General features: G+C 58.8%; 23 protein-coding genes. 8 read left to right on the top strand and 15 right to left on the bottom strand.

Annotated features, from left to right (window positions below; all coding sequences use genetic code 11):
• Window positions 1–771, bottom strand: coding sequence for a hydroxyacylglutathione hydrolase (gloB, locus tag WNZ14_RS02055; protein ID WP_342866945.1), 771 nt, complete (start codon window positions 769–771; stop codon window positions 1–3).
• A 206-nt stretch (window positions 772–977) separates the two neighbouring features.
• Between gloB and WNZ14_RS02050 the strand changes: the two genes are divergently transcribed.
• The 3 genes from WNZ14_RS02050 (at window position 978) to WNZ14_RS02040 (ending at window position 3,875) form a co-directional block, all read left to right on the top strand.
• On the top strand, window positions 978–1,742 hold the full coding sequence (locus WNZ14_RS02050) for a class I SAM-dependent methyltransferase (RefSeq protein WP_342866944.1): 765 nt from the start codon (window positions 978–980) through the stop codon (window positions 1,740–1,742).
• Between the two features lie 85 nt (window positions 1,743–1,827).
• Entirely contained in the window at window positions 1,828–2,925 is a 1,098-nt protein-coding gene (hisC, locus tag WNZ14_RS02045) for a histidinol-phosphate transaminase (RefSeq protein ID WP_342866943.1), read from the top strand.
• Between the two features lie 5 nt (window positions 2,926–2,930).
• Window positions 2,931–3,875 carry a prephenate/arogenate dehydrogenase family protein gene (locus tag WNZ14_RS02040; protein WP_342866942.1) on the top strand — a complete coding sequence of 315 codons (945 nt, stop codon included), beginning with the start codon at window positions 2,931–2,933 and terminating at the stop codon, window positions 3,873–3,875.
• A gap of 3 nt (window positions 3,876–3,878) precedes the next feature.
• On the opposite strand, the gene WNZ14_RS02035 is transcribed toward WNZ14_RS02040, so the two are convergent.
• The gene (locus tag WNZ14_RS02035) at window positions 3,879–4,877 is read right to left on the bottom strand and encodes a DUF2125 domain-containing protein (RefSeq protein WP_342866941.1); all 999 of its coding nucleotides are present in this window, start codon (window positions 4,875–4,877) and stop codon (window positions 3,879–3,881) included.
• Between the two features lie 98 nt (window positions 4,878–4,975).
• Between WNZ14_RS02035 and WNZ14_RS02030 the strand changes: the two genes are divergently transcribed.
• Window positions 4,976–5,515, top strand: coding sequence for a gamma-glutamylcyclotransferase (locus WNZ14_RS02030; RefSeq protein ID WP_342866940.1), 540 nt, complete (start codon window positions 4,976–4,978; stop codon window positions 5,513–5,515).
• Here the strand turns inward: WNZ14_RS02030 and WNZ14_RS02025 are convergent.
• The 4 genes from WNZ14_RS02025 to ftsE form a co-directional block, all read right to left on the bottom strand.
• On the bottom strand, window positions 5,509–6,312 hold the full coding sequence (locus WNZ14_RS02025; protein ID WP_342866939.1) for a 1-acyl-sn-glycerol-3-phosphate acyltransferase: 804 nt from the start codon (window positions 6,310–6,312) through the stop codon (window positions 5,509–5,511). The two genes, WNZ14_RS02030 and WNZ14_RS02025, sit on opposite strands and share 7 nt — an antisense overlap.
• Before the next feature lie 104 nt (window positions 6,313–6,416).
• Window positions 6,417–7,148, bottom strand: a complete 732-nt coding sequence (locus tag WNZ14_RS02020) for a YdcF family protein (protein WP_342866938.1) — start codon at window positions 7,146–7,148, stop codon at window positions 6,417–6,419.
• A 63-nt stretch (window positions 7,149–7,211) separates the two neighbouring features.
• Entirely contained in the window at window positions 7,212–8,204 is a 993-nt protein-coding gene (locus WNZ14_RS02015) for an ABC transporter permease (RefSeq protein WP_342866937.1), read from the bottom strand.
• Window positions 8,197–8,856, bottom strand: coding sequence for a cell division ATP-binding protein FtsE (gene ftsE, locus WNZ14_RS02010; protein WP_342866936.1), 660 nt, complete (start codon window positions 8,854–8,856; stop codon window positions 8,197–8,199). Before ftsE ends, WNZ14_RS02015 begins: the two co-directional genes overlap by 8 nt.
• A 201-nt stretch (window positions 8,857–9,057) precedes the next feature.
• On the opposite strand from ftsE, the gene WNZ14_RS02005 reads away from it, so the two are divergent.
• From WNZ14_RS02005 to WNZ14_RS01995, 3 genes are all read left to right on the top strand, one after another.
• A complete protein-coding gene (locus WNZ14_RS02005) occupies window positions 9,058–9,678 on the top strand; it encodes a hypothetical protein (protein WP_342866935.1) in 621 nt (206 codons plus the stop codon).
• Window positions 9,679–9,857: 179 nt separating this feature from the next.
• Window positions 9,858–10,400 carry a hypoxanthine phosphoribosyltransferase gene (gene hpt, locus WNZ14_RS02000; RefSeq protein WP_342866934.1) on the top strand — a complete coding sequence of 181 codons (543 nt, stop codon included), beginning with the start codon at window positions 9,858–9,860 and terminating at the stop codon, window positions 10,398–10,400.
• A 114-nt stretch (window positions 10,401–10,514) separates the two neighbouring features.
• Window positions 10,515–10,883: a response regulator gene (locus WNZ14_RS01995; RefSeq protein ID WP_342866933.1), complete on the top strand. Its 369-nt coding sequence runs from the start codon at window positions 10,515–10,517 to the stop codon at window positions 10,881–10,883.
• Between the two features lie 15 nt (window positions 10,884–10,898).
• On the opposite strand, the gene WNZ14_RS01990 is transcribed toward WNZ14_RS01995, so the two are convergent.
• From WNZ14_RS01990 to argH, 4 genes are all read right to left on the bottom strand, one after another.
• Entirely contained in the window at window positions 10,899–13,490 is a 2,592-nt protein-coding gene (locus WNZ14_RS01990; RefSeq protein ID WP_342866932.1) for a TIGR02302 family protein, read from the bottom strand.
• Between the two features lie 140 nt (window positions 13,491–13,630).
• Window positions 13,631–14,899, bottom strand: coding sequence for a diaminopimelate decarboxylase (gene lysA, locus WNZ14_RS01985; protein WP_342866931.1), 1,269 nt, complete (start codon window positions 14,897–14,899; stop codon window positions 13,631–13,633).
• A 9-nt stretch (window positions 14,900–14,908) separates the two neighbouring features.
• On the bottom strand, window positions 14,909–15,097 hold the full coding sequence (locus tag WNZ14_RS01980) for a lipoprotein (protein WP_342866930.1): 189 nt from the start codon (window positions 15,095–15,097) through the stop codon (window positions 14,909–14,911).
• Window positions 15,098–15,220: 123 nt separating this feature from the next.
• A complete protein-coding gene (argH, locus tag WNZ14_RS01975; RefSeq protein WP_342866929.1) occupies window positions 15,221–16,621 on the bottom strand; it encodes an argininosuccinate lyase in 1,401 nt (466 codons plus the stop codon).
• A 21-nt stretch (window positions 16,622–16,642) separates the two neighbouring features.
• Between argH and WNZ14_RS01970 the strand changes: the two genes are divergently transcribed.
• A complete protein-coding gene (locus tag WNZ14_RS01970) occupies window positions 16,643–17,317 on the top strand; it encodes a TlpA disulfide reductase family protein (protein ID WP_342866928.1) in 675 nt (224 codons plus the stop codon).
• 63 nt (window positions 17,318–17,380) lie between these two features.
• Here WNZ14_RS01970 and WNZ14_RS01965 read toward each other — a convergent pair whose 3' ends face one another.
• From WNZ14_RS01965 to WNZ14_RS01945, 5 genes are all read right to left on the bottom strand, one after another.
• On the bottom strand, window positions 17,381–17,584 hold the full coding sequence (locus WNZ14_RS01965; RefSeq protein WP_342868482.1) for a DUF2892 domain-containing protein: 204 nt from the start codon (window positions 17,582–17,584) through the stop codon (window positions 17,381–17,383).
• A gap of 159 nt (window positions 17,585–17,743) precedes the next feature.
• Window positions 17,744–18,214, bottom strand: a complete 471-nt coding sequence (locus WNZ14_RS01960; RefSeq protein WP_342866927.1) for a DUF4442 domain-containing protein — start codon at window positions 18,212–18,214, stop codon at window positions 17,744–17,746.
• 8 nt (window positions 18,215–18,222) lie between these two features.
• Window positions 18,223–19,104, bottom strand: coding sequence for a 3-hydroxybutyryl-CoA dehydrogenase (locus WNZ14_RS01955; protein ID WP_342866926.1), 882 nt, complete (start codon window positions 19,102–19,104; stop codon window positions 18,223–18,225).
• A 129-nt stretch (window positions 19,105–19,233) separates the two neighbouring features.
• On the bottom strand, window positions 19,234–20,163 hold the full coding sequence (locus tag WNZ14_RS01950; RefSeq protein WP_342866925.1) for an electron transfer flavoprotein subunit alpha/FixB family protein: 930 nt from the start codon (window positions 20,161–20,163) through the stop codon (window positions 19,234–19,236).
• Window positions 20,164–20,186: 23 nt separating this feature from the next.
• Window positions 20,187–20,936 carry an electron transfer flavoprotein subunit beta/FixA family protein gene (locus tag WNZ14_RS01945; protein ID WP_342866924.1) on the bottom strand — a complete coding sequence of 250 codons (750 nt, stop codon included), beginning with the start codon at window positions 20,934–20,936 and terminating at the stop codon, window positions 20,187–20,189.
• Between the last annotated feature and the right edge of the window lie 150 nt (window positions 20,937–21,086).

Genomic DNA, 21,086 nt, shown 5'->3' with positions numbered 1-21,086 from the left:
TCAGAAACTGTCCTTGCGCCGGCGCAATTCAGTGAAAACCTCGACATCGCTGGCTTTTTCCATGCCGAGCTGTTTGCGGATGGCAGGATCGCCTGTTCGCATGAACGGATTTGTTCGCTTTTCGAACCCTATCGTGGTCGGCAATGTTGGCAGTCTTTTCGAGCGGAGATCGTTGATGTCCTCCATGCGTTTGGCGAGTGTCACGTTGTCGGGATCGACGGACATCGCAAACCGCGCGTTCGACTGGGTATATTCGTGACCGCAATAGACGCGCGTCTCATCTGGAAGCTCGCCCAGCCGGGAAAGCGAGCCGTACATGTCTTCGGGCGATCCTTCAAAAAGCCTACCGCAGCCGAGCGCGAACATCGTATCGCCGGCGAAAAGCAACCCCTCATCGGGGATGTAGAAACAGATATGGCCTGAGGTGTGGCCGGGCGTCGAAATGACCTTCACGGTTCTGCCCGCGAATTCGAATGTGTCGCCATCACTGACCGTTTGCGTCAGTCCGGAGATCTTTGATGCCTCGGCTTCCGGCCCGATGACCTTTGGCGAATAGGATTGTGCAAGGGCCGGGATGCCTTCGACATGGTCGGGGTGGTGATGGGTTATGAACAGGTGCGTAAGTTTCCACCCATCCTGATCCAGGCGCGCAGCAATTCTTGATCCGTCCGGTGCATCGATGCTTGCGGTTTCGCTGGTCAAAGGATCACGCAGGATGACGCCGAAGTTGTCCTGCCTGCAGGTGAATTGCTCGATCATGAGGCTTGTCATGGCTTTTCCTACCGCGCGTTTTGAATCAATTTTGCGAGCATAGCCATCAGTGCTTGCTCCGTCACCTTTGCAGGCCGTGAATTGCTACGGTTAACGTCAGGAATTAGTATGACACTGGTAAATGTTGATTTTATGCTGGTGTTCGTTTGAGGCCGCAGGTGTAGTGTTGGTCTCGAGACCCGTTCGATCCAACCAGGCCCACCGTCATGCATGCCGATATCGTTGACTTGCGACAGTTCTATCATTCCCGGCTTGGCATGGTTGCCGAGCATTCGGTGGCCATGGCGTTGTCTTCGATCTGGGCAAATCTGCCGGGAGAGAGGTTGATGGGGCTGGGCTACGCGACGCCCTATCTCGACCGGTTTCGTCCCGACACGGAACGAACGTTCGCATTCATGCCTGCGGGACAGGGCGCAGTAAACTGGCCGGCTGGCGGGCCTTCCGCCACGGCGCTGGTTTTCGATGAAGAGCTGCCTTTGCCTGATGCGTCTGTCGACCGGATCCTGATGGTGCATTCGCTGGAATTTGCCGAGAACCCCCGTGAGACGCTCAAGGAGCTATGGCGTGTGCTGGCGCCGGGTGGGCGGCTGGTGATTGTCGCACCGAACCGGCGTGGCGTATGGGCGCGGTTCGAACATACGCCATTTGGCGCAGGCCGGCCCTATTCGCGTGGCCAGCTGGTGAGTATCTTGCGGGACAGCAACTTCACGCCGGGGGCGTTCGCCGAGGCGCTGTTTTTTCCGCCCTCCAAACGCGGAGTGATCTTGCGCATGCAGCGGGTTTTCGAGCGGATCGGACGGCAGTTGTGGCCGGTTTTCTCCGGGGTGATCATCGTTGAGGCGCAAAAGCGGCTCTATCAGGGCTTGCCGGTGGCAGCACGCGCATCGCGGCGGGTGTTTGTCCCGGTACTATCGCCACAAACCTCCCGCACCTCGCCCCGCCACGCCAAACCGCACAAGGCTTCGGTCTGACTGATCTTCGCTCTCGACAAGATCGCTGCGAGAGGCTATTTCGGCCCCTTCAGCCTTGGTTTTTCGTTTGCAAGGAAACTTCTTCATGAGCAGCACCGACATGCCTCGTCCGAAACCGGGCGTTATGGAAATCGCGGCCTATGTGCCAGGGCGTGAGACCGCCCACGGGGCAGCCAAGGTCTACAAGCTGTCATCGAATGAATCGCCATTGGGCCCGAGCCCGAAGGTTGCCGAAGCGATCGCGGCGAAAAATGCGGATCTGGCGCTTTACCCTGACGGCTCGGCGCATGTGCTGCGCGATGCGATCAGCCGGACCTACGGCCTCAATCCCGGCAATATCATGTGCGGCAATGGATCGGACGAGTTGCTCGGCCTGTTGTGCCAGACCTACCTTGCTCCCGGTGATGAGGGACTTTTCACGCAGCACGGGTTTCTGGTCTACAAAATCCAGATCATGGCTGCAGGCGCCACGCCGGTGTCGGTTCTCGACACCGATCTGACTGCCAATGTCGACAACATTCTTGCAGCCGTTACCGAGCGGACAAAGCTCGTTTTCCTTGCCAATCCAAACAACCCGACCGGCACCTATATTCCGGTCAGCGAGGTTCGGAGGCTGCATGCCGGATTGCCTGCCAACGTGATCCTGGTGCTGGATGCGGCCTATGCCGAATATGTCCGGCGCAATGATTATGAAGCGGGTATCGAGCTTGTTTCGGCCAACGCCAATGTGGTGATGACGCGGACTTTTTCGAAGATCCACGGGCTTGCCGGTCTTCGGATTGGCTGGATGTATGCGCATGAAGCGATCATCGACGCCTGCAACCGTGTGCGCGGACCTTTCAATGTCAACGCTCTGGCCATTACCGCGGGTGCTGCCGCGATCGGCGACCGGGCGCATATAGACCGCGCAGTCGAGCACAATGAAGCATGGCTTGGCCGTGTCGTTGAGGCCGTAGAGGCATTGGGGTTGTCGGTGACGCCGTCGGTCGGCAATTTCGTGCTGATTCATTTCCCGAATACACCGGGCAAGACCGCGGTGGAGGCGGATGAGTATCTGGGAGCGCGAGGCTTTGTCTTGCGCCGTGTGGCCGGCTACGGCCTGCCGGATGCGTTGAGAATGACAATCGGTAGCGAGGAGGCCAATCTCGGCGTCATCGATGCGCTGAAGAGTTTTATGGCCTGAGTGAAATGACCAAACCGCAATTCGAGACTATCGCCCTGATCGGCATCGGCCTTATCGGTTCCTCCCTTGCGCGCGTGATCCGTGCCAAGGGACTGGCCGGTCATGTCGTTGTCGCCACCCGAAGTGCAGCGACGCTTGAGACGGCACGCGGGCTTGGTCTGGGTGACAGCTATTGCAGCTCCAACGCGGAAGCTGTTGCCAATGCCGACCTGGTGATTGTCTCGGTTCCGGTTGGTGCATCGGAGGCGGTGGCGCGGGAAATAGGACTGCATCTGAAACCAGGTGCAATCGTTACTGATGTTGGCTCGACCAAGGCGTCAGTGGTCCGGCAGATGCAGCCCCACATGCCGGAGACGGTTCATTTCATAGCGGGTCACCCGATTGCGGGCACCGAACAAAGCGGACCGGAAGCGGGTTTTGCCGAATTGTTCGAAGGCCGCTGGTGCATTTTGACGCCGACCGCGGGTGTTGATACCCAAGCAATCGCACGGCTGGCGCAATTCTGGGAAGCATGCGGATCGACGGTCGAGCAGATGGATCCGGATCACCATGACATGGTGCTTGCGATCGTTTCGCACCTTCCGCACATCATCGCCTATAACATTGTCGGCACCGCCGATGATCTGGAAGCAGTGACGCAGTCAGAGGTGATCAAGTACTCCGCGTCCGGTTTCCGAGATTTTACGCGCCTGGCCGCTTCCGATCCGGTGATGTGGCGCGATGTCTGCCTGCACAACAAGGACGCGATCCTGGAAATGCTGGCGCGGTTTTCAGAGGATCTCTCCTCGCTGCAGCGGGCGATTCGCTGGGGTGACGGCGACAAGCTGTTCGAATTGTTTACCCGAACGCGTGGTATTCGCCGCTCCATTGTCGAGGCCGGACAGGACACCGATGTACCCAACTTCGGCCGCAACGCCACCAAATCTGACGCGCCGGGTGCTGCTGAGTAGATCTCAGAATGACGGCAGTTTGCCAAGCGGGATGAAACCCAGTGACACCTGATTGTTTCTGATCGTTAGTGGCAGGGTTGTGGCATCGTCGCCCGGCTTTGTGTCAAGGGCGGCAATCATCGGGCCGAACCGGCTGAGCAACCCGGCAATATCCGGATTGAAATCCGAGGCGAGTCGCGAGAACTGCTGCAAATTGCTGATGGTGAGTTCAAGATTGCCTGATATCTGGCCGTCGGCACTGACCTGAACTGGGCCCGCCAATTCGAGCGATGAGGCTTCGTCGAACTCGATAGCCACGCGGTGCAGCACTGCATCGAAAGGTCCGTGGAGCGGGGTGAAGGGCATTTGCAGGAGGCCCGATTGACCGGACAGGGTTGCCTCGAACGCAAAGGCTTTGGTGCTCAACCCGGCTATGAGGCCGTTCTTCAGATTTTCGCCGTAGGCTGCGATATCGAGATCCGTGCCGTTTCGCCGCGCATGGGCCGTTATCCGGTCGGCCTGCAAGGAAAGGCGCTGCGTCAGTCCCGCCCCATCGATGTTGATGCTGGCGGTTCTTGCATCGATTGATCCGCGATCAAGCCCGTCGGAAACAGCCTGAATGCTGGCTTGCATAAGTTGCCAGTCTGCACGCAACACCAGACCAGTAGCATCAACCACAAGTGGCCCGTCTATCTCTGCGACCGCATGTTGCGGGCTGTAGACCTGTGCGGCCGAGCGGAATGCACCGGCAGCAGCGCTGATTCCTTCCACACTGTTTGTATAAGACAGATTGTCGCAAAACAGGCCAACCCGGAATGGGTATCCGCGGACTTCGGCGTTGGTGCACTCCGCGCTGGCGCCTGGGCCTGCGAGTTCGGTCAGCGTGGCGGGCAGGTGATCCTCGATTTTTGTAGCGAAGAAGTACCACCCGGTTGTCCAGAGCAGGACCCCGGCGACAATCGCGCCCGCCAGCCAGACAAATTTTCGCGATATCGAAGACGAGGCGTTGGCGGATGATGGCATTGCGTTCTCCGGGCATGGGCTGCAATAAGGGCGGGCAGGGCAGTGATGCTTGATATGAATTGTTACAGCGACTTACGCTCGACAACATGGACCGGGATATGGACGATTTTTGGGTGTTTGGCTACGGATCGCTGATGTGGCGGCCAGGTTTTGAGCATGAGGAAACCCGTCAGGCGCAGCTGTTTGGCTATCATCGGGCACTGTGTGTGCGTTCCTTTGTTCATCGCGGCACGCCAGAGCGGCCAGGACTGGTGCTCGGACTTGATCGTGGCGGTTCCTGCCATGGCGTTGCATTCAGGGTCAGACAGGAAGACCGGGATGTGGTCACGGACTATCTGCGCGAAAGGGAACTGGTGACGAATGTGTATCTCGAGACCACCCGCAGGGTGCGGCTGGACAATGGGGCGGACGTCCGGGCACTCACCTATGTCGTTGACCGGGCGCATACGCAGTATGCCGGAGCCCTGTCGATCGAGGATGCGCTTTCCCAGGTCTCGGGTGCTGTTGGCCAGTCAGGACCCAACGAAGACTATGTGATCAACACGGTCGATCATCTCAGGACACTGAATATTCGCGACCATCATCTTGAGGCGGTGGTTCATCGACTGCGGCCGCAGAACGACCTCGCCAGTCAATGAAGCCTGGGATCAGAGGCTAGCGCCCCAAGTTCCGTCAGCCTGCGCCGCGCGTCTTCGCGCAGCGGTATCTGCGGATTTGCTTCGATGGTCTCGACAAGCAGCTTGTCGCTGGCGGTTTCCATGACCTCGACCAGTTTGTCCATGAAGGCATCCGGATGCAGGCCGGGCGCGATCGGTGGCAGGATCTGGACCTTGAAATGCCCCGGATAGCGCAGGAACTTGCGTCGTGGCCAGAACAGGCCGGGATGCATGACCACCGGAACCACGGGAACCTGAAGGTCCCGGTAAAGCCGGGCAATGCCGTATTTGTAATCCGGCGGTGCGCCGGCCGGGCGGCGTGTGCCTTCCGGATAAATGATGAGCTGGCGTCCGTTGTTTATCTGCTGTTTTGTGCGTTCAAGCACTTCGGCCATTACCTTGCCGCGAGCGCCGCGGTTGACCGGAATCATGTCCATCTTCGATATGTACTGGCCAAAAAGCGGGATCCACATCAGTTCTCGCTTCAGGATGTAGAACGGGTCATCAAGCCATGGCAGCAATGCGTAGGCATCCCAGAACGACTGATGTTTCGGGGCAAAGATGTAGCCGCCCTCGGGGATGTTCTCAAGGCCTTCAATCTCGAATGTCGTTCCGGCGATCTTCGCCTGAAGCCAGTGGTTGGCCCGAACCCAGTTCTTTGGAACGCTCCATGCCGCCTTGCGCTCGGCCAGGAAGTAATAGGGCGAAAACACGATCATGCGAACGATCAGGTTGATGTAGAACGCCGTGTTGAAAAGGATGGACCGAAAGACAATCATCGAGGAACTCGGGTTTGCGTAGGGCTCTGCCAGCACCTGGGGCAGAATCTACCGTCCGGGTTACACCATCGATGGGCAACCGAAAACCTGTTGCATCGGAAAAATCAGTGAACGATGGCCGTCATCGGTGACTTGCCGCCGGCATCCGCCCGCAAGCCGCTCGCGGTCTTGGTGCCGCTCCAGTAGCGCAATCTGGCGAGCGAATACTTGGTGTATTCCACGAACAGGGTCCGCAACGCCACCGGATCGGCAAGCCATGTCTCGGTTTTCAGATCCGCATGGGTGACCGGGTAAGCCAGGAAGGTCACGTCGGGGCTCGCCTGGGAAAGCTCAAGCAGGCTGCGTGGCATGTGGTAATTGTTGGTGACCACCAGAACGCGGCTGTATCCGCGCTGGCGGATCCAGCTGGCGGTTTCGTTGGCATTGCCGATGGTGTCGAGCGCTTCGTAGCCAATGTCGACACAGCAGGCGAAGGTGGCCAGTTTCGTGCCCGTGGCTCGACGCAGCGCAGCGCCACTGGTGGAAGGGTTGACCCCCGAGATCAGCAAACGTTCGCCGACCCCTTTCTCCAAAAGCGCCAGTGCCTGATCGATTCGCTGGTACCCTCCGGTCAGCGCCACAATGCCATCGACGTCATCGGTTGTCTCGGTGGCTCTCAATTCAGCGATAGTGTCAGTGAATTTAAAAAAACCCATTGCAATCAGGGCGATACCGATGATTGAGGCGATGGTAAGCAGGCGCAGACCATGGTGACCCACCCGTCGGAGACGATGGATCGCATCGGTCTTGGCGGCTCCGGACGTCGCCGGATCAGGGTGTGCGGTATCCACGCTCATAAAACATGAATACCCCGAGATTCCGGCAAGGGCCAGTCGGATTTGCGGCAAAAACCGGGCAATTTAACCTATTTCCGCCAACGACGGATCAGCACGCTCGCGATCAATTTCACGGATCGTGCGCGTGACGGTCAGGCGTGTTGTAACCGCCGTCATCGCTGATATCAGCACGACGATTCCGACGATGCCGAAATAGCCGGCACTGCTGAGGGTGAAGCGGCCAAACAAGGCGGTTACCTGATCATTGAGGGCTGTAGCCATCGAATTTGATTGCCAGGCGCCAAGCAGCAGAAACCCGAGAGCGGCAACGCCCCCGCCAAAGGCTGCGCCCTTCAGGCCTATCAACAAGAACCGCTTTTGAAATTCGGATGCGATGAAACTGGTTTCGGCACCGACGAAATGCAGCACCTCGACGATATGTCGGTTGCCAGCCATCGCGCCACGGGTGGCGAAAATGACAGTCAGCATGGTTGTGGCAAACATCAGTGTCAGGATGCCGACTCCGATCAGAACCGTGATCCGGGCCATAGAGATCAACCGGTCGGCCCAGGCGCGATGATCATCCAGTGCTGCAGCAGGCACGTTGTCTGCAAGGTTTTGCCGAATGGCTGCAAAATCCGGTGGTGCGGTCTCGTCTATGGTGACGATGACCAGGCGAGGTACGGGAAGTTCATCCATATCGAAGCCTTCGCCGAGCCATGGCTCGAGCAGGCGTGCGGTGGAGGCGCGGTCGACAATATCGGCAGTGAGAGTGCCGGGGAACGCAAGGACGATATTTCTCACCTCGGTGAGCGCGGCTTCCATATCGAGGCCATCGTCGGGTTTGACCTGGATGGTGATCTCGCGAGACACATCACCCTGCCAGGTTTCGGCCTTCTCCTGCACCATGGTCACCGCGCCGAGCGTCATGGCGCAGAGAAACGACATGATGGCGATGACCACCATCAGTGCGTGGCCAGATACATTGACCGGCGGTACAATCGGCGCCATTGGGCGCAAGGTGACCAGGCGCTCCCGTTTCTGGTTGTCGCTGGTTCTGGCGGCGGGCTCAGTCATGAATGTCGAGCCGTCCTTCTGTCAGGATCATCCTGCGCGCATTGACCCGATCCATCAGGGTGAGGTCGTGAGTTGCGATGACGACAGCCGTGCCAAGCCGATTGAGCTCAGTGAACAGGTTGAGCAGGCGCTTTGCCATCGGCGGATCGACATTGCCGGTCGGCTCGTCAGCAAGCAGAACCTCGGGTTGATCGATCAGGGCGCGGGCGATGGCCACACGTTGTTTCTCGCCTCCCGACAGCACCGGTGGCAGCACGTTTATGCGCTCGCCCAATCCGACCCATTTCAACAGTTCGATCACATCAGAGCGGTAGCTCGCCTCGTCCTTGCCGCGCACGCGCAAGGGCAGGGAGACGTTTTCATAGGTGGTCATGTGATCGAGCAGGCGGAAATCCTGGAAGACAATACCGATCCGACGTCGCAGCAGCGGCAATTCTTCGCCCGGGATGACTGAGATATCGCGATCAAACATGCGAATCAGGCCGCGCGTGGGTTTGAGCGACATGAACAGCAGACGCATCAGCGTGGTCTTGCCTGCGCCGGACGGCCCAGTCAGGAACTGGAAGGATCCCTTGGGGATGTCAAAGGTGAGGTCGCGGAGGACCTCAGGCCCCATACCGTAACGCAAACCGACATTTTCGAAATGGATCAACGGTCACTTCCTGTCCCGGTGGTCATTCGGCGCATCGACCGCGCCGCACAGTCGCCGGGCATGGTTAATGCGGAGTTAATATACCTGCCTAAGCGGTTGGTATACGCGGCTTGTTCGCCAAGCGTTAATCATTTCCATTTACGGATCAGTAAGGGATGTTTCAATGCCTCCTGCGTGACAGGGGTGGAAAAGGGGTGCCTCATGGGCGTTTCAAACCGTGCGACACATGCGATTGAGCCGGCGAGCGGCGATCTTTTGATGCCAGACCGAAACCGGAGGCTCCATGCCGCCCGGATACGTGACGTTGAGGACGCCTGTTTTGAATCGGTTTCTGTGCCGCGTGATGTGTTTTCGACGCGGCCACATCCCGGTCCTGCCAGCGGAGTTTTCAAATCCCGGATCACGCATCCCGAGGCTGATGGTCCCATCCCGCGTGATTTTGCCAGTAAAACCATGGCGCCGAGCGAACGCCTGGGTGTGTTCAGCGGCAGCGGACATGCACACGCAGCCAGCTCATTGATGTCACCGGTGTCGGTGCTTGTACTCCTGGTTTGTGCGGCGGCGGCGTTTGCCGTGTTCTGGATGGGAGCGGGCCATGCCTTGGTCCTCTCTTCGGGAAGCCAACAGCCAACTGCAAGGGCAAGTGCGCCGGCGATTTCGATCACGACCCGGACCGTGTTGCCACCTGACCCGGTTGTCACGTCTTCCATTCCGGTCAAGAAGGCCCCGGCCTCTGGCACCGGCTTCTCAGCCCCCATGCCGCGTCCGGCCCGTATCGAACGCGCCGGATCGATCCTGATGATCCGCCCCGCGGGAAACTAGAGGCGGCCAGTTTCAAACGGAATTGCCTTTGCTTCATGGTTGCTGCTCCGGACCGCACAGTTCCGGGCAATGGAATGGAGTCCTCCTAGATACAATGTAGGATCAAATTGCTTTCAATTGATGGCGAAGACCTCTAGGAGTGGGCTGGAATTATTGGCCAAACGTCCGGGAGAGCGCGAATGCCGGTTGTGCGCGGAAAAATCATCGAACCCTTGTTTACACCGGACATGATTGCGGCCCGCAATCGCACCATGGCAGCAGAGATTGCGACCAGTCCGAAGAATGATCTTCTGGTCATCTCGATCCTCAAGGGGTCGTTCATTTTTGCCGCCGACCTTATCCGGGCATTGCATGATGCCGGGCTGGCGCCTGAGGTCGAGTTCATTACCCTGTCGAGCTACGGTCGCGGAACCGAGAGCCAGGGCGTCAAGATCATCAAGGATATCGACAGCGATGTGCGCGGACGCGACGTGCTGCTGATCGATGACATTCTCGAATCTGGCCGGACGCTCAGGTTTGCGCGCGACCTGATGTATGAACGTGGCGCCAGCAATGTTGATATTGCAGTCTTGCTGGACAAGCGATCGCGTCGCGAAGGCAGTCTCGATGCCGACTATGTGGGCTTCGAGTGTCCGGATTACTTTGTCGTTGGCTATGGCATGGACGTGGCTTATGCTTTTCGCGAGTTGCCATTTGTTGGCGTGGTCAAGGGCGACGCGTGATTTAACGGAATGGAACCGCCGTTCGAGTGCCCGGGTCTGAAGAATGGTTCGGACGTTCACTTTGCGGCAAGTTTTGCGTTCTAGGTTCCCACGACCACGAGGGGAACAAAAGACATGGCCAGAATTCTCATCGCCGAAGACGAAGACTCTCTCAGACGCTTTGTAGCCAGGGCCCTGGTTATGGACGGGCATGAGATCGTCGAAGCTGGTGACGGTGCCGAGGCGCTGGACCATCTGATGGAAAGCAGCTTCGATCTGCTCCTGTCCGATATCCGGATGCCGGTGATGGATGGCATTGCGCTGGCAACCGCCACGGCCGAACACAGCCCCGGCATGCCGATCCTGCTGATGACCGGCTATGCCGAGCAGCGCGAACGGGCCGAGCCGCTGATGCGGATCGTGGTCGATGTTGTCCCCAAGCCGTTTTCTCTGCCAGACATCCGCCAGGCAGTCGCTGACGCGCTCACAAAACAGGCTGCCTGAGCTTAGTTAGCCGGCCTATTGCAGATCGAGCAATCGCTCCAGGTAGCGTTTCTCCACGTCCGGGGAAAACTGGTCTCCAAGACGCTTGCGAATGGCATCAAGGATTTCGCGGGCGCGCTGGATATCAATCTCGTCGGGAACCTTTACCCGGCTGCCGAAATCCGGCCCGGTGGTCGCGCGCGGTCGGCCGAGCGGATCGCGATCATCAGCCGAGCGGTTGCCATTGCGGTCAGGTCCTTCGCCTTCGGACTCGCCCTGTTGCTGGCCCATTGCCTGCATCATCTGGTTCATCATGTCCTCGGCGCCCTGCCTGAGCGCCTGCAATGCCCGGCCCTGGTCTCCAAGCGCCTGACCTGTTTCTCCGCCCTCCAGATTTCCGGCGGCATCGCCCATGGCTTCTCCGGCCTCGCCAAATCCCTCCGACGGCTGGATACCAAGACCTTCGAGATCGCTCTGCAACTGCCCAAGTGCGTCTCGCAGTTGCTGCTGGCTGCGGCCCAACGCTCCGAGCATGTCTTCTAGCGACTGCTCGCCCTGTCCCTGCTGCCCCTGGTCCTGACCTTGGCCGGGTTGTTGCTGACCCTGCTGCTGCCGGTCACGACCTTCGCCGGACTGGCTCTGACGGTTCCGATCGGCGCGCATGGTCTCATCCATGAGCTGTTGCTGCTGGCGCATCAATTCGCCGAGCTTGTCCATCTGCTGGCGCATCGGGCCGCCCTGCTGTTGCTGTTGTTGCTGACGGCCGGCCTGCAGGTTGTTCATCATGCGCTGCAATTCCTGCAGCATCTGCTGGGCCTGATCCCGGGCGCCGGAGCGGGCAAGGTTCTCGATCTGGTCAAGCATGTTGTCGAGGTCGCGCTGGCGCAGCATGTTTTCGGGCATGGCCTGCTGGTTTTCGCCATTCTGGTTATTGGGGTTCTGGCGGGCCATTTCGCGCAGATACTCCTGCATGGCCTCGCGCAGCTCGTCCATCAACTGGGCGATCTCTTCATCCGTGGCACCATTCTCCAGTGCTTCTGCGAGCGCATTCTGGGCATCGCGCAACCGGCGCTCGGCCAGTGAGAGATTGCCGTCCTCCATCTGCAGGGCAACGCTCCACATGTAGTCGATGGCTTCGCGCAGATCTTCATCCGAACGGGCATTCTCGAGCCTGCCGCGGATTGATTGCAGCAGCAGGTAATGGGTGAGATTGGGGATTGTTTCATCCGGCGCGATGGTCAGCGCGTCATGCAGATCGAATACTCGCTGCAGATTGTTGGCATCGAGCGCAAGCACACCGCGCTGCTCGACGACGGCAGCGGCCAATGGCTCGGAGAAGCGCCGTCCCGGAAGCACGGTCTCGAGTGTTTCGCTGCGGCCTTCCTGACCCGCGCCGTCGGTCGCCACCAGAGTAATGCGCACTTTTTGTCCGGCCAGCGGGTGTTCCGTCAGATCATGGCTGGCGGTGGCACGGTTGTCAGTCGATGAGCGTCGGGGAAGTGTCAGCCGGTATTTTGGCGGATCAAACAGCGGTCTGGCGTCGGTCGCAGGCTCGGATCCAGCGACAATTTCTGCCTCTGCGGTCGCAATTCCGTGATCGTCAGAAAGCGTGTAGTCGAGTTCCAGTGCGCCATTGGCAGCGCGGCGCGGCGTTTCTACGAAGGTTGCAACAGGCTCTTCGTCGGGGATCAGGCGGATGGCGAAGACGGTTTGAGATCTGCCTGCGCTGATCTTTAATTCACCATCGGCATCCGGTTTGACTGTCCAGGTTGCTGCACCGGATGGAGTTGCCGGGTTCGTTGACGCAGCGTCCGACTGTTCGACCGGGTTGAGGGAATTTGCGTCGGCGCCCCACAGCACTTCGGCATCGGTGGCGCTTCCGCCGACGCGAATGGTGATCTCGCTGCCCTCAATGGCACTCACAGGCTCGCCATCGGGACGCATTACGCCGGTGAGGAAGACCGGCGCCTGATTGACGTAGGAGGGTGGTGTGATCCAGGCGTCGATGCGGACATCGGGCACTTGGTTGTCAACATGGCTGACGAAGGCATCTGACGGTTTGCCGGCGTTTCCGGAGAAGGAATAGCCAAACGCCACGAACAGCAGCAGAGCGACTGCGACACGGATGCCCCATGGATCGCGCTGCGGCAGGCTCGACCGCGGAATGCCGGTCTCGAGTGTCCCGATCTTCTCGGCCATCCGGCGGCGATGTTCTTGCCAGAGCGCGCGGGCAAACGGATCTGCAGCCTCAAGCTTGTCGTCCTGGGTCGCAATTGCCTGATTGGCGATCTGGTTCTGGGCTTCGAGCCGCTCGTCGATTTCCGTGCGGCTGGGCGAGGTGAAACGGATCAGGGGCCATAGCGAGGCGAGAAATCCGAGGCCGAACAGGACAAGAGTGACGAGACGAAGCCAATCGGGAACGATCCGGAAAATTCCAAACCACGAAAAACTGAAATACAGCGCGACAACCGCCAGAAGCGGGGCTGACAAGGTGAGAATGCGACCAAGTGACAAATTGAGCCGCATGCGCAGCCGCCCAAAGGCGACCGAGCGACGAGTGTCGTTGTCCCGGGCTTCTGGATTTCGGCTTTCTGAGTGCGTTTGTCTGCCGTCGGCTTTGCCTGCCATCTCATTTTCCTTCAGCTTCAACACTGAAGATAGCAGTCTTTGCGGCCAAGGCGAGGCCTGTGCCAAGAAAGTGAAGGCGGATTGCCGCCCTCAGGGAAAATATCTTCGGCTTGAGATGCCGCTAAGGCAAAGCTGAACGCTCAATCGAGCCAATCGGGAAGTGAATCCAGACCGATAATGTCGTCATAGGAAGGGCGTGGTCGCACGACATGGAACTGATCTCCATTGACCAGCACTTCCGGCACCAGAAGCCGTGTGTTGTAGGTTCCAGCCTGAACCGCCCCATAGGCGCCCGCTGAACCGACAGCGATCAGATCTCCGGCCTTGAGCGCCGACATTTCGCGGTCCTTGGCAAGGTAATCGCCGCTTTCGCAGACAGGGCCGACAATATCCGCACGAATTCGAGGTGCGCTTGCGGCCGACAACTTTACAGGCCGGATCTCGTGCCAGGCTTCGTAGAGGGTCGGCCGGATCAGATCGTTCATGGCGGCATCGACGATGACGAAGGTCTTGTCGCCGCCATCCTTGATATAGACGACTTCCGACACCAGAACACCCGCATTGGCGACAATCAGGCGACCGGGCTCGAGAATCACCTTGCAGTCAAGACCGCGCAGCCGCGCCTTGACCATCTCGCCGTAGGCGTCCGGATCTGGTGGCGTGGCGTTGTCGTCGCGATAGGGTACGCCAAGGCCGCCGCCAACATCGAAATGATCGATCGTGTGGCCCTCTGCGCGCAAAACGCCAATCAGCTCGACCATCAGCTTCAGGGCGTCGTCAAAGGGCTGCAGTTCGGTGATCTGGCTGCCGATATGCATGTCGATACCGGTCACCCGGACACCTTCAAGGGTTGCCGCATGGGCATAGACCGCCTGAGCTCGCTGCCAGGAAATGCCGAACTTGTCTTCCTTCTTGCCGGTCGAGATCTTGGCGTGGGTCTTGGCGTCGACATCGGGATTGATGCGGAAGGAAATCGGCGCGACCTTGCCCATGGCAAGTGCGCGGGCATTGAGCACTTCGAGTTCGGGCTCGGATTCAATGTTGAAACAGGAGATATCGGCGGCAAGGGCAGCGTCCATTTCGCGCACGGTCTTGCCGACACCGGAAAACATGATCCTGGAGGAGGGGATACCCGCAGCCAGCGCGCGGCGGAGTTCGCCTTCGGAGACCACATCAACGCCTGACCCCAGTTGCGCCAGCGTCTTGAGCACAGCCTGATTGGAATTGGCTTTCATCGCGTAACAGACCATTGAATCGATGTCTGCGAACGCGCCCGCAAACACCTTGTAGTGTCGGGTCAAGGTTGCGGTCGAGTAGCAATAGAACGGGGTGCCGACCTGGGCTGCGATGTCAGGCAGGCTGACGCCTTCGGCGTGCAGAATGCCATCGCGATATTCAAAGTGGTTCACTGGGTGTGCCTATTCGAGAAGACCGTCGAGGATGAAATGCCGTTCTTTTGCTGCCGGAGTCGACGCCTCTTCAGCCGTGGCTGCGGGGGCGACTGTGACGCCGGGACGTTCGAGGGCTCCCCTGCGGCCGCATCCGGTCAGGATCGCGCTCAGCAGGGCCACTGCGCATATGGTTTTGATCCACGGGCCGCTCGTCATTGGCTTTTCCTCAAACTGGCCTGCGCAGTTTCCAATGCGCGGGGGCTTACATACGGGTTTTTGGCATACAAGTTTTTAGCGCAAAGTGCACCCGGTTTGTCCGCGCGCATCAGGCGTCAAAATCTAGTTGCGCGCGCGCCACCAGGCAATCTGCTTGCGGACCTGCGAAGGTGCCGTGCCGCCAAAGCTCTGGCGGCTGGCGACAGACGCATCCACCGTCAAGACGTCAAAGATGCCTTGGGTGATTGCCGGATTGATGGTTTGAAGGTCAGCGAGCGACAGCTCTGCCAGTTCGCAGCGCTTTTCTTCCGCCATTGCGACAGCGCGACCTGTAGCGTGATGTGCATCGCGGAAGGGCAAACCTGCCTCGCGCACCAGCCAGTCGGCGAGATCAGTCGCCGTCGAATAGCCCGATCCGGCAGCCTTGCGCATCTGATCCGCGCGAATTTCCATATCGCTCATCATGCCGGTCATCGCGGCAATCGACAGCTCAAGGCTTTCGGCAGCGTCAAAGACCTGTTCCTTGTCTTCCTGCATATCCTTCGAATAGGCCAGCGGAAGCCCCTTCATGATGATCAGAAGGGCAATCAGCGAGCCGTTGATGCGACCGGTCTTGGCGCGCACCAGCTCAGCTGCATCAGGGTTTTTCTTTTGCGGCATGATCGACGAGCCGGTGGAGAAGGCGTCGGAAAGGCGGACAAATCCGAACTGCGGCGTCGACCAGATGACAATTTCCTCGGCTAGCCGTGACAGGTGGACGGCGCAGATCGAAGCCAGCGAGAGGAATTCCAGCGCGAAATCGCGGTCGGAAACCGTATCGATCGAATTGCGGGTGGGTTCACGGAAGCCCAGAGCCTTTGCCGTCATCTCGCGGTCGATCGGAAAGCCGGTGCCGGCAAGGGCCGCCGCGCCGATCGGGCTTTCGTCCATGTGCTCGATGGCGTGGCGCACGCGTTGGCGGTCGCGGCCGAACATCTCGACATAGGCCATGCAGTGATGGCCGAAAGTGACGGGCTGCGCCGACTGCAGGTGGGTGAAGCCCGGCATGACCGTATCGGCGTGCTGTTCGGCCTTGTCGAGAAACGCAGCAATCAGCCGTGTGAGCGCTGCTTCGGTTCGGCCCAGCTCTTCCTTGACCCAGAGGCGGAAATCGAGCGCGACCTGGTCGTTGCGCGAACGGGCTGTGTGCAGCCGTCCGGCTGTCGGTCCGATCAGTTCTGCAAGTCGGGACTCGATGTTCATGTGGATGTCTTCAAGCTGGCGTGAGAAGACAAAGCTGCCTGCTTCGATCTCTGACAGGATCGTGTTCAATCCGTGAGTAATCTTGTCGCAGTCGTCGCTCGAAATTATGCCAGTCTTGGCAAGCATGGCCGCATGTGCGAGGGAACCGCGGATATCCTGGGCATAGAGCTTGCGGTCGAAATCGATACTGGCGTTGATTTCCTCCATGATGGCGTCTGGCCCTGAAGCAAATCGGCCACCCCACATCTGGTTTGACGCCTGTTTGTCCTTATCTGTCGACATGAGCCTGCCTTGGAGTTTGTCATGAGCCAATCGCGCAAAAGCCTTTCCATCGGAGCCACGGTTGCAATCGCAATTGCCTTGGGCGCCGTTGTCGGGGCTGCCGGGATATACTGGAAAGCATCGCCGTCTGGCAATGCACCAGCTACGGAAAGTCTCGCATCTGCTGATGGTGCAGCCTGCATGGTGGACCCGGAGATGCTTGCAAAGCTGAAGCCACTGGCCAAAGGCGAGGTGGCTGCGATGGCTGTCAGGGAAGAACCGGTGGCACTTCCTGACCTGAGTTTTGTCTCCGAGCAAGGCGATGCGCTGACACTGGCCGACTTTGCCGGCCAGGCCATGCTGGTCAATCTCTGGGCGACATGGTGTGCGCCTTGCCGTGAGGAAATGCCGGCTCTGGCGGAACTTCAGTCTGAACTGGGTGACGATGAGTTCAAGGTGCTGACAATCAATATCGACACTGGCGATGCGGCGAAACCGAAGGCATTTCTTGACGAGATCGGTGTGGCCAATCTCGGGCTTTACCGCGATGCATCCATGGGTGTGTTCAACACGCTGAAGAAAGAAGGCCTGGCCTTCGGACTGCCGGTGACACTGATGGTCGGCAAGGATGGCTGCATGCTGGGCGCAATGAACGGTCCGGCGGAATGGGCCAGCAAGGATGCAAAGGCCTTGGTCGGAGCCCTGAAGGGGGTCTGAAAACAGGGCGCGGGCGGAAAAATCCGTCCACGCCCAAGCGATAAGTCTCGAGTGTTGCAGGCGTCAGTTGAACGCGCAACCGGGCTTGACGCCAAACTTCTTGAAGATGATGGCCGCCGGGCAAAAACCAGTGAACGATGACTGGATCAGGTTGAGGCCGACAAAGACTGTCAGGAAGAACCAATAAGGCGATACATAAACGCCGAGGGCCACTGATACGAGAATCATGAATCCCGCGAATGCCAAAATTACACGATCAAGCGCCATTTTCATTTCCTTCGTTTCTGATCGGGTCTTGCCCGCGGCGCTGGGTTTCCAGCGGCCTTCATGAGCAATACATAGCAATTAAATATTATATATTCAATATGTTTTATATAAATGATTTAGCAATGATTGCTGAGATCTTGCAAGTCAGGCTGGTGCAGGTCAGCCGCCGATACGGCTTCGGTTGTCAGGTTTCCGGCGGATGTGCAGGGTCTTGGTGACCCGCGCGACAGCCTCTGCGTCTTCATTCATAACATCAATCGAGAAGGTCTTGAGATATCGCGTACCTTCAGTTTCCGTGTTGGCGCGAATATCATCGAGGGCTTCATCGGTAAGACGAAACTGGGCTGAAACAGTGCCGCGACCGGGACGCAGGAAGTCGATCGCGGAAGATTTGTCCCAGACGGTGTAGCTGCGATCGAGATTGCGCATCACCATCATCATCCAGAACGGATCGGTCATGGCGAACAGTGAGCCACCGAAATGACAGCCGACATAGTTCCTGTTGTAAAACCGCTCCCTCAGTTCGACGTCAACCGCACGGAAATCGTCACTGATGTTGCGGATCCGGATGCCGGAAAACAGCAATGGCGGCCACAGGTTCATCCCGCGGCGGAGGGCATTGGCTTTCATTGGATACTCTAGCGGGTGGGAACCGGCGTCTCGCCGCGATAGTCATAAAATCCGCGGCCGGACTTGCGTCCGAGCCAGCCGGCTTCAACATATTTGACCAGCAGCGGGCAAGGGCGGTACTTGGAATCGGCGAGGCCATCATGCAGCACCTGCATGATCGACAGGCAGGTGTCGAGGCCGATGAAGTCAGCCAGCTGCAATGGGCCCATCGGGTGGTTGGCGCCAAGCTTCATGGCGGTGTCGATCGCGTCAACGGTGCCAACGCCTTCGTAAAGCGTATAAATTGCCTCATTGATCATCGGCAACAGGATGCGGTTGACGATAAACGCCGGAAAATCCTCGGTCACGGTGATGGTCTTGTCGAGTGACTCGATAAAGCCCCGTGCTGCCTTGAACGTCAGGTCCTCGGTGGCGATACCGCGCACCAGTTCCACCAGTTTCATCACCGGTACCGGGTTCATGAAATGAATGCCGATAAAGCGCTCCGGCCGGTCCGTCGCCGAGGCGAGGCGAGTGATCGACAGGGATGAAGTGTTGGTGGCAAGAATTGCCTCTGGATTGAGCAGCGGGCAGAGCTGCTGATAAATCTTGCGTTTGACGGTCTCGTCTTCAGTTGCGGCTTCGACGACCAGATCCATCGTTGCGAGCCCGCTCATATCCGGTGCGAAGTGAATCCGCGCCAGTGCAGCTTCACGTTCGGCTTCCGTGGTTTTGCCAGAAGAAACCTGTCGAGCCAGATTGCCGCTGATGGTGGCGAGCATCTCTTGAAGTGTGTCCGCAGAGACATCGTGAACGGTGACATTGTAACCTGCCATGGCGCAGACATGTGCGATGCCGCCGCCCATCTGGCCTGCGCCGATAATGCCGACACTCTTGATCTGGTTGCCCATTTGTCCCGCCTGACTGATTTTAGGATGCTGCCGGGTGCATCGATTTCAGCTTGCCCGGATTTTGAACCTAAATGGCCGGGATGGAGACGTCCAGCCCGGCCATTGATCTCGCCGTCAGATTCTGACGGATCAGAGCGCCTTTTCGAGCTCTGGAAGTGCTTCGAACAGGTCGGCTACCAGTCCATAGTCGGCCACCTGGAAGATCGGCGCTTCCTCGTCCTTGTTGATGGCGACGATGACCTTTGAGTCCTTCATGCCCGCCAGATGCTGAATGGCTCCTGAAATGCCGCAGGCGATGTAGAGATCAGGGGCGACAACCTTGCCGGTCTGACCCACCTGCCAGTCGTTGGGGGCATAGCCGGCGTCGACCGCTGCGCGTGATGCGCCGACGGCGGCACCCAGCTTGTCAGCTACCGGCAAGATGACGCTCTGGAACTTCTCTGACGAACCAAGTGCGCGACCACCGGAGATGATGATCTTGGCCGAAGTCAATTCCGGACGGTCGCTTGTGGCAATCGCGTCCTTGACGAAGGACGACAGTCCCGGATCTCCAGCCGAGGCAACAGTTTCGACCGAAGCCGATCCAGTTTCGCCGACGACTGAGAAGGACGCCGTGCGGACTGTAATAACGCGCTTGGCATCGGTCGACTTTACTGTCTGCAGGGCGTTGCCGGCATAGATAGGCCGTTTGAAGGTATCAGCGGAGATGACCTCGATGATGTCCGAGATCTGCATGACGTCGAGAAGCGCTGCAACCCTCGGCATGACGTTCTTGCCCGAGGTTGTGGCTGGCGCCATCAGCGTGTCGTAGTCGCCTGCAAGAGAGACGACCAGGGCAGCGAGCGGTTCGGCAAGCCGGTTGGCGTATTCGTCGCCCTCGGCATGCAGCACCTTGGCGACGCCGTCGAGCTTGGCTGCCGCATCGGCTGCTGCCTTGGCATCCTTGCCTGCAACGAGGACGTGAATGTCACCGCCGATCTTTGCTGCGGCGCTGACAGCCTTTGCGGTCTGGTCGGACAGCGAAGCGTGGTCGTGTTCGGCTATGATGAGAATGGCCATGATTTGATCTTCCTTTCCCGCGCTTACAGCACGCCTGCTTCGTTCTTGAGCTTGTCGACGAGTTCAGCCACTGAGCCTACCTTGACGCCTGCCTTGCGGCCGCCTGGTTCCTCGGTCTTGATAACCTCGAGCCGGGCTGCGATGTCGACGCCGTAATCAGCGGCTGTCTTCTTGTCGAGCGGCTTCTTCTTTGCCTTCATGATGTTGGGCAGAGAAGCGTAGCGCGGCTCGTTGAGACGCAGATCGGTGGTGACAATCGCCGGCAGCTTGACCGAGATGGTCTGCAGGCCGCCGTCGACCTCGCGGGTGACGTTGGCCGAGCCATCGCCGATTTCAACCTTGGAAGCGAACGTGGCCTGGCTCCAGCCGAGCAGGGCGGACAGCATCTGGCCGGTCTGGTTGGCGTCATCATCGATCGCCTGTTTGCCGAGAATCACAAGATCGGGGTTCTCTTCGCCCACAATTCCCTTGAGGATCTTGGCGACTGCGAGCGGCTCGACCAGCGTATCGGCTTCGACGAGAATTGCCCGGTCAGCGCCCATTGCGAGTGCTGTGCGCAAGGTTTCCTCGGCCTTGGCCGGTCCGATGGAAACGGCGATCACTTCCGTAGCCTTGCCGGCTTCTTTCAACCGCAGGGCTTCTTCGATGGCGATTTCGTCGAATGGATTCATCGACATCTTCACATTGGCGAGATCGACGCCGCTGCCATCTGGCTTGACCCGGATCTTGACGTTGTAGTCAACAACCCGCTTGACCGGCACGAGAATTTTCATCGGTTTGCCTTCCTCACTTTGTTAGGCCTCACTGTTCGGCCGCGTCCTGATCAGCCCGGATAGCCCTGGCATCAGACCGTTGCTCCGGATTTTTGCCTTTGCAGACGCCAGCCGGATAGCCGATTGGCGACATGGATACGCGATTTTTCT

Source organism: Hoeflea sp. AS60 (assembly GCF_038900115.1).
In the GTDB taxonomy this organism is placed as follows: Bacteria; Pseudomonadota; Alphaproteobacteria; order Rhizobiales; family Rhizobiaceae; genus Hoeflea.
The sequence above is the reverse complement of the archived record's forward strand: the minus strand, read 5'-3'. Positions and strand labels throughout refer to the sequence as shown.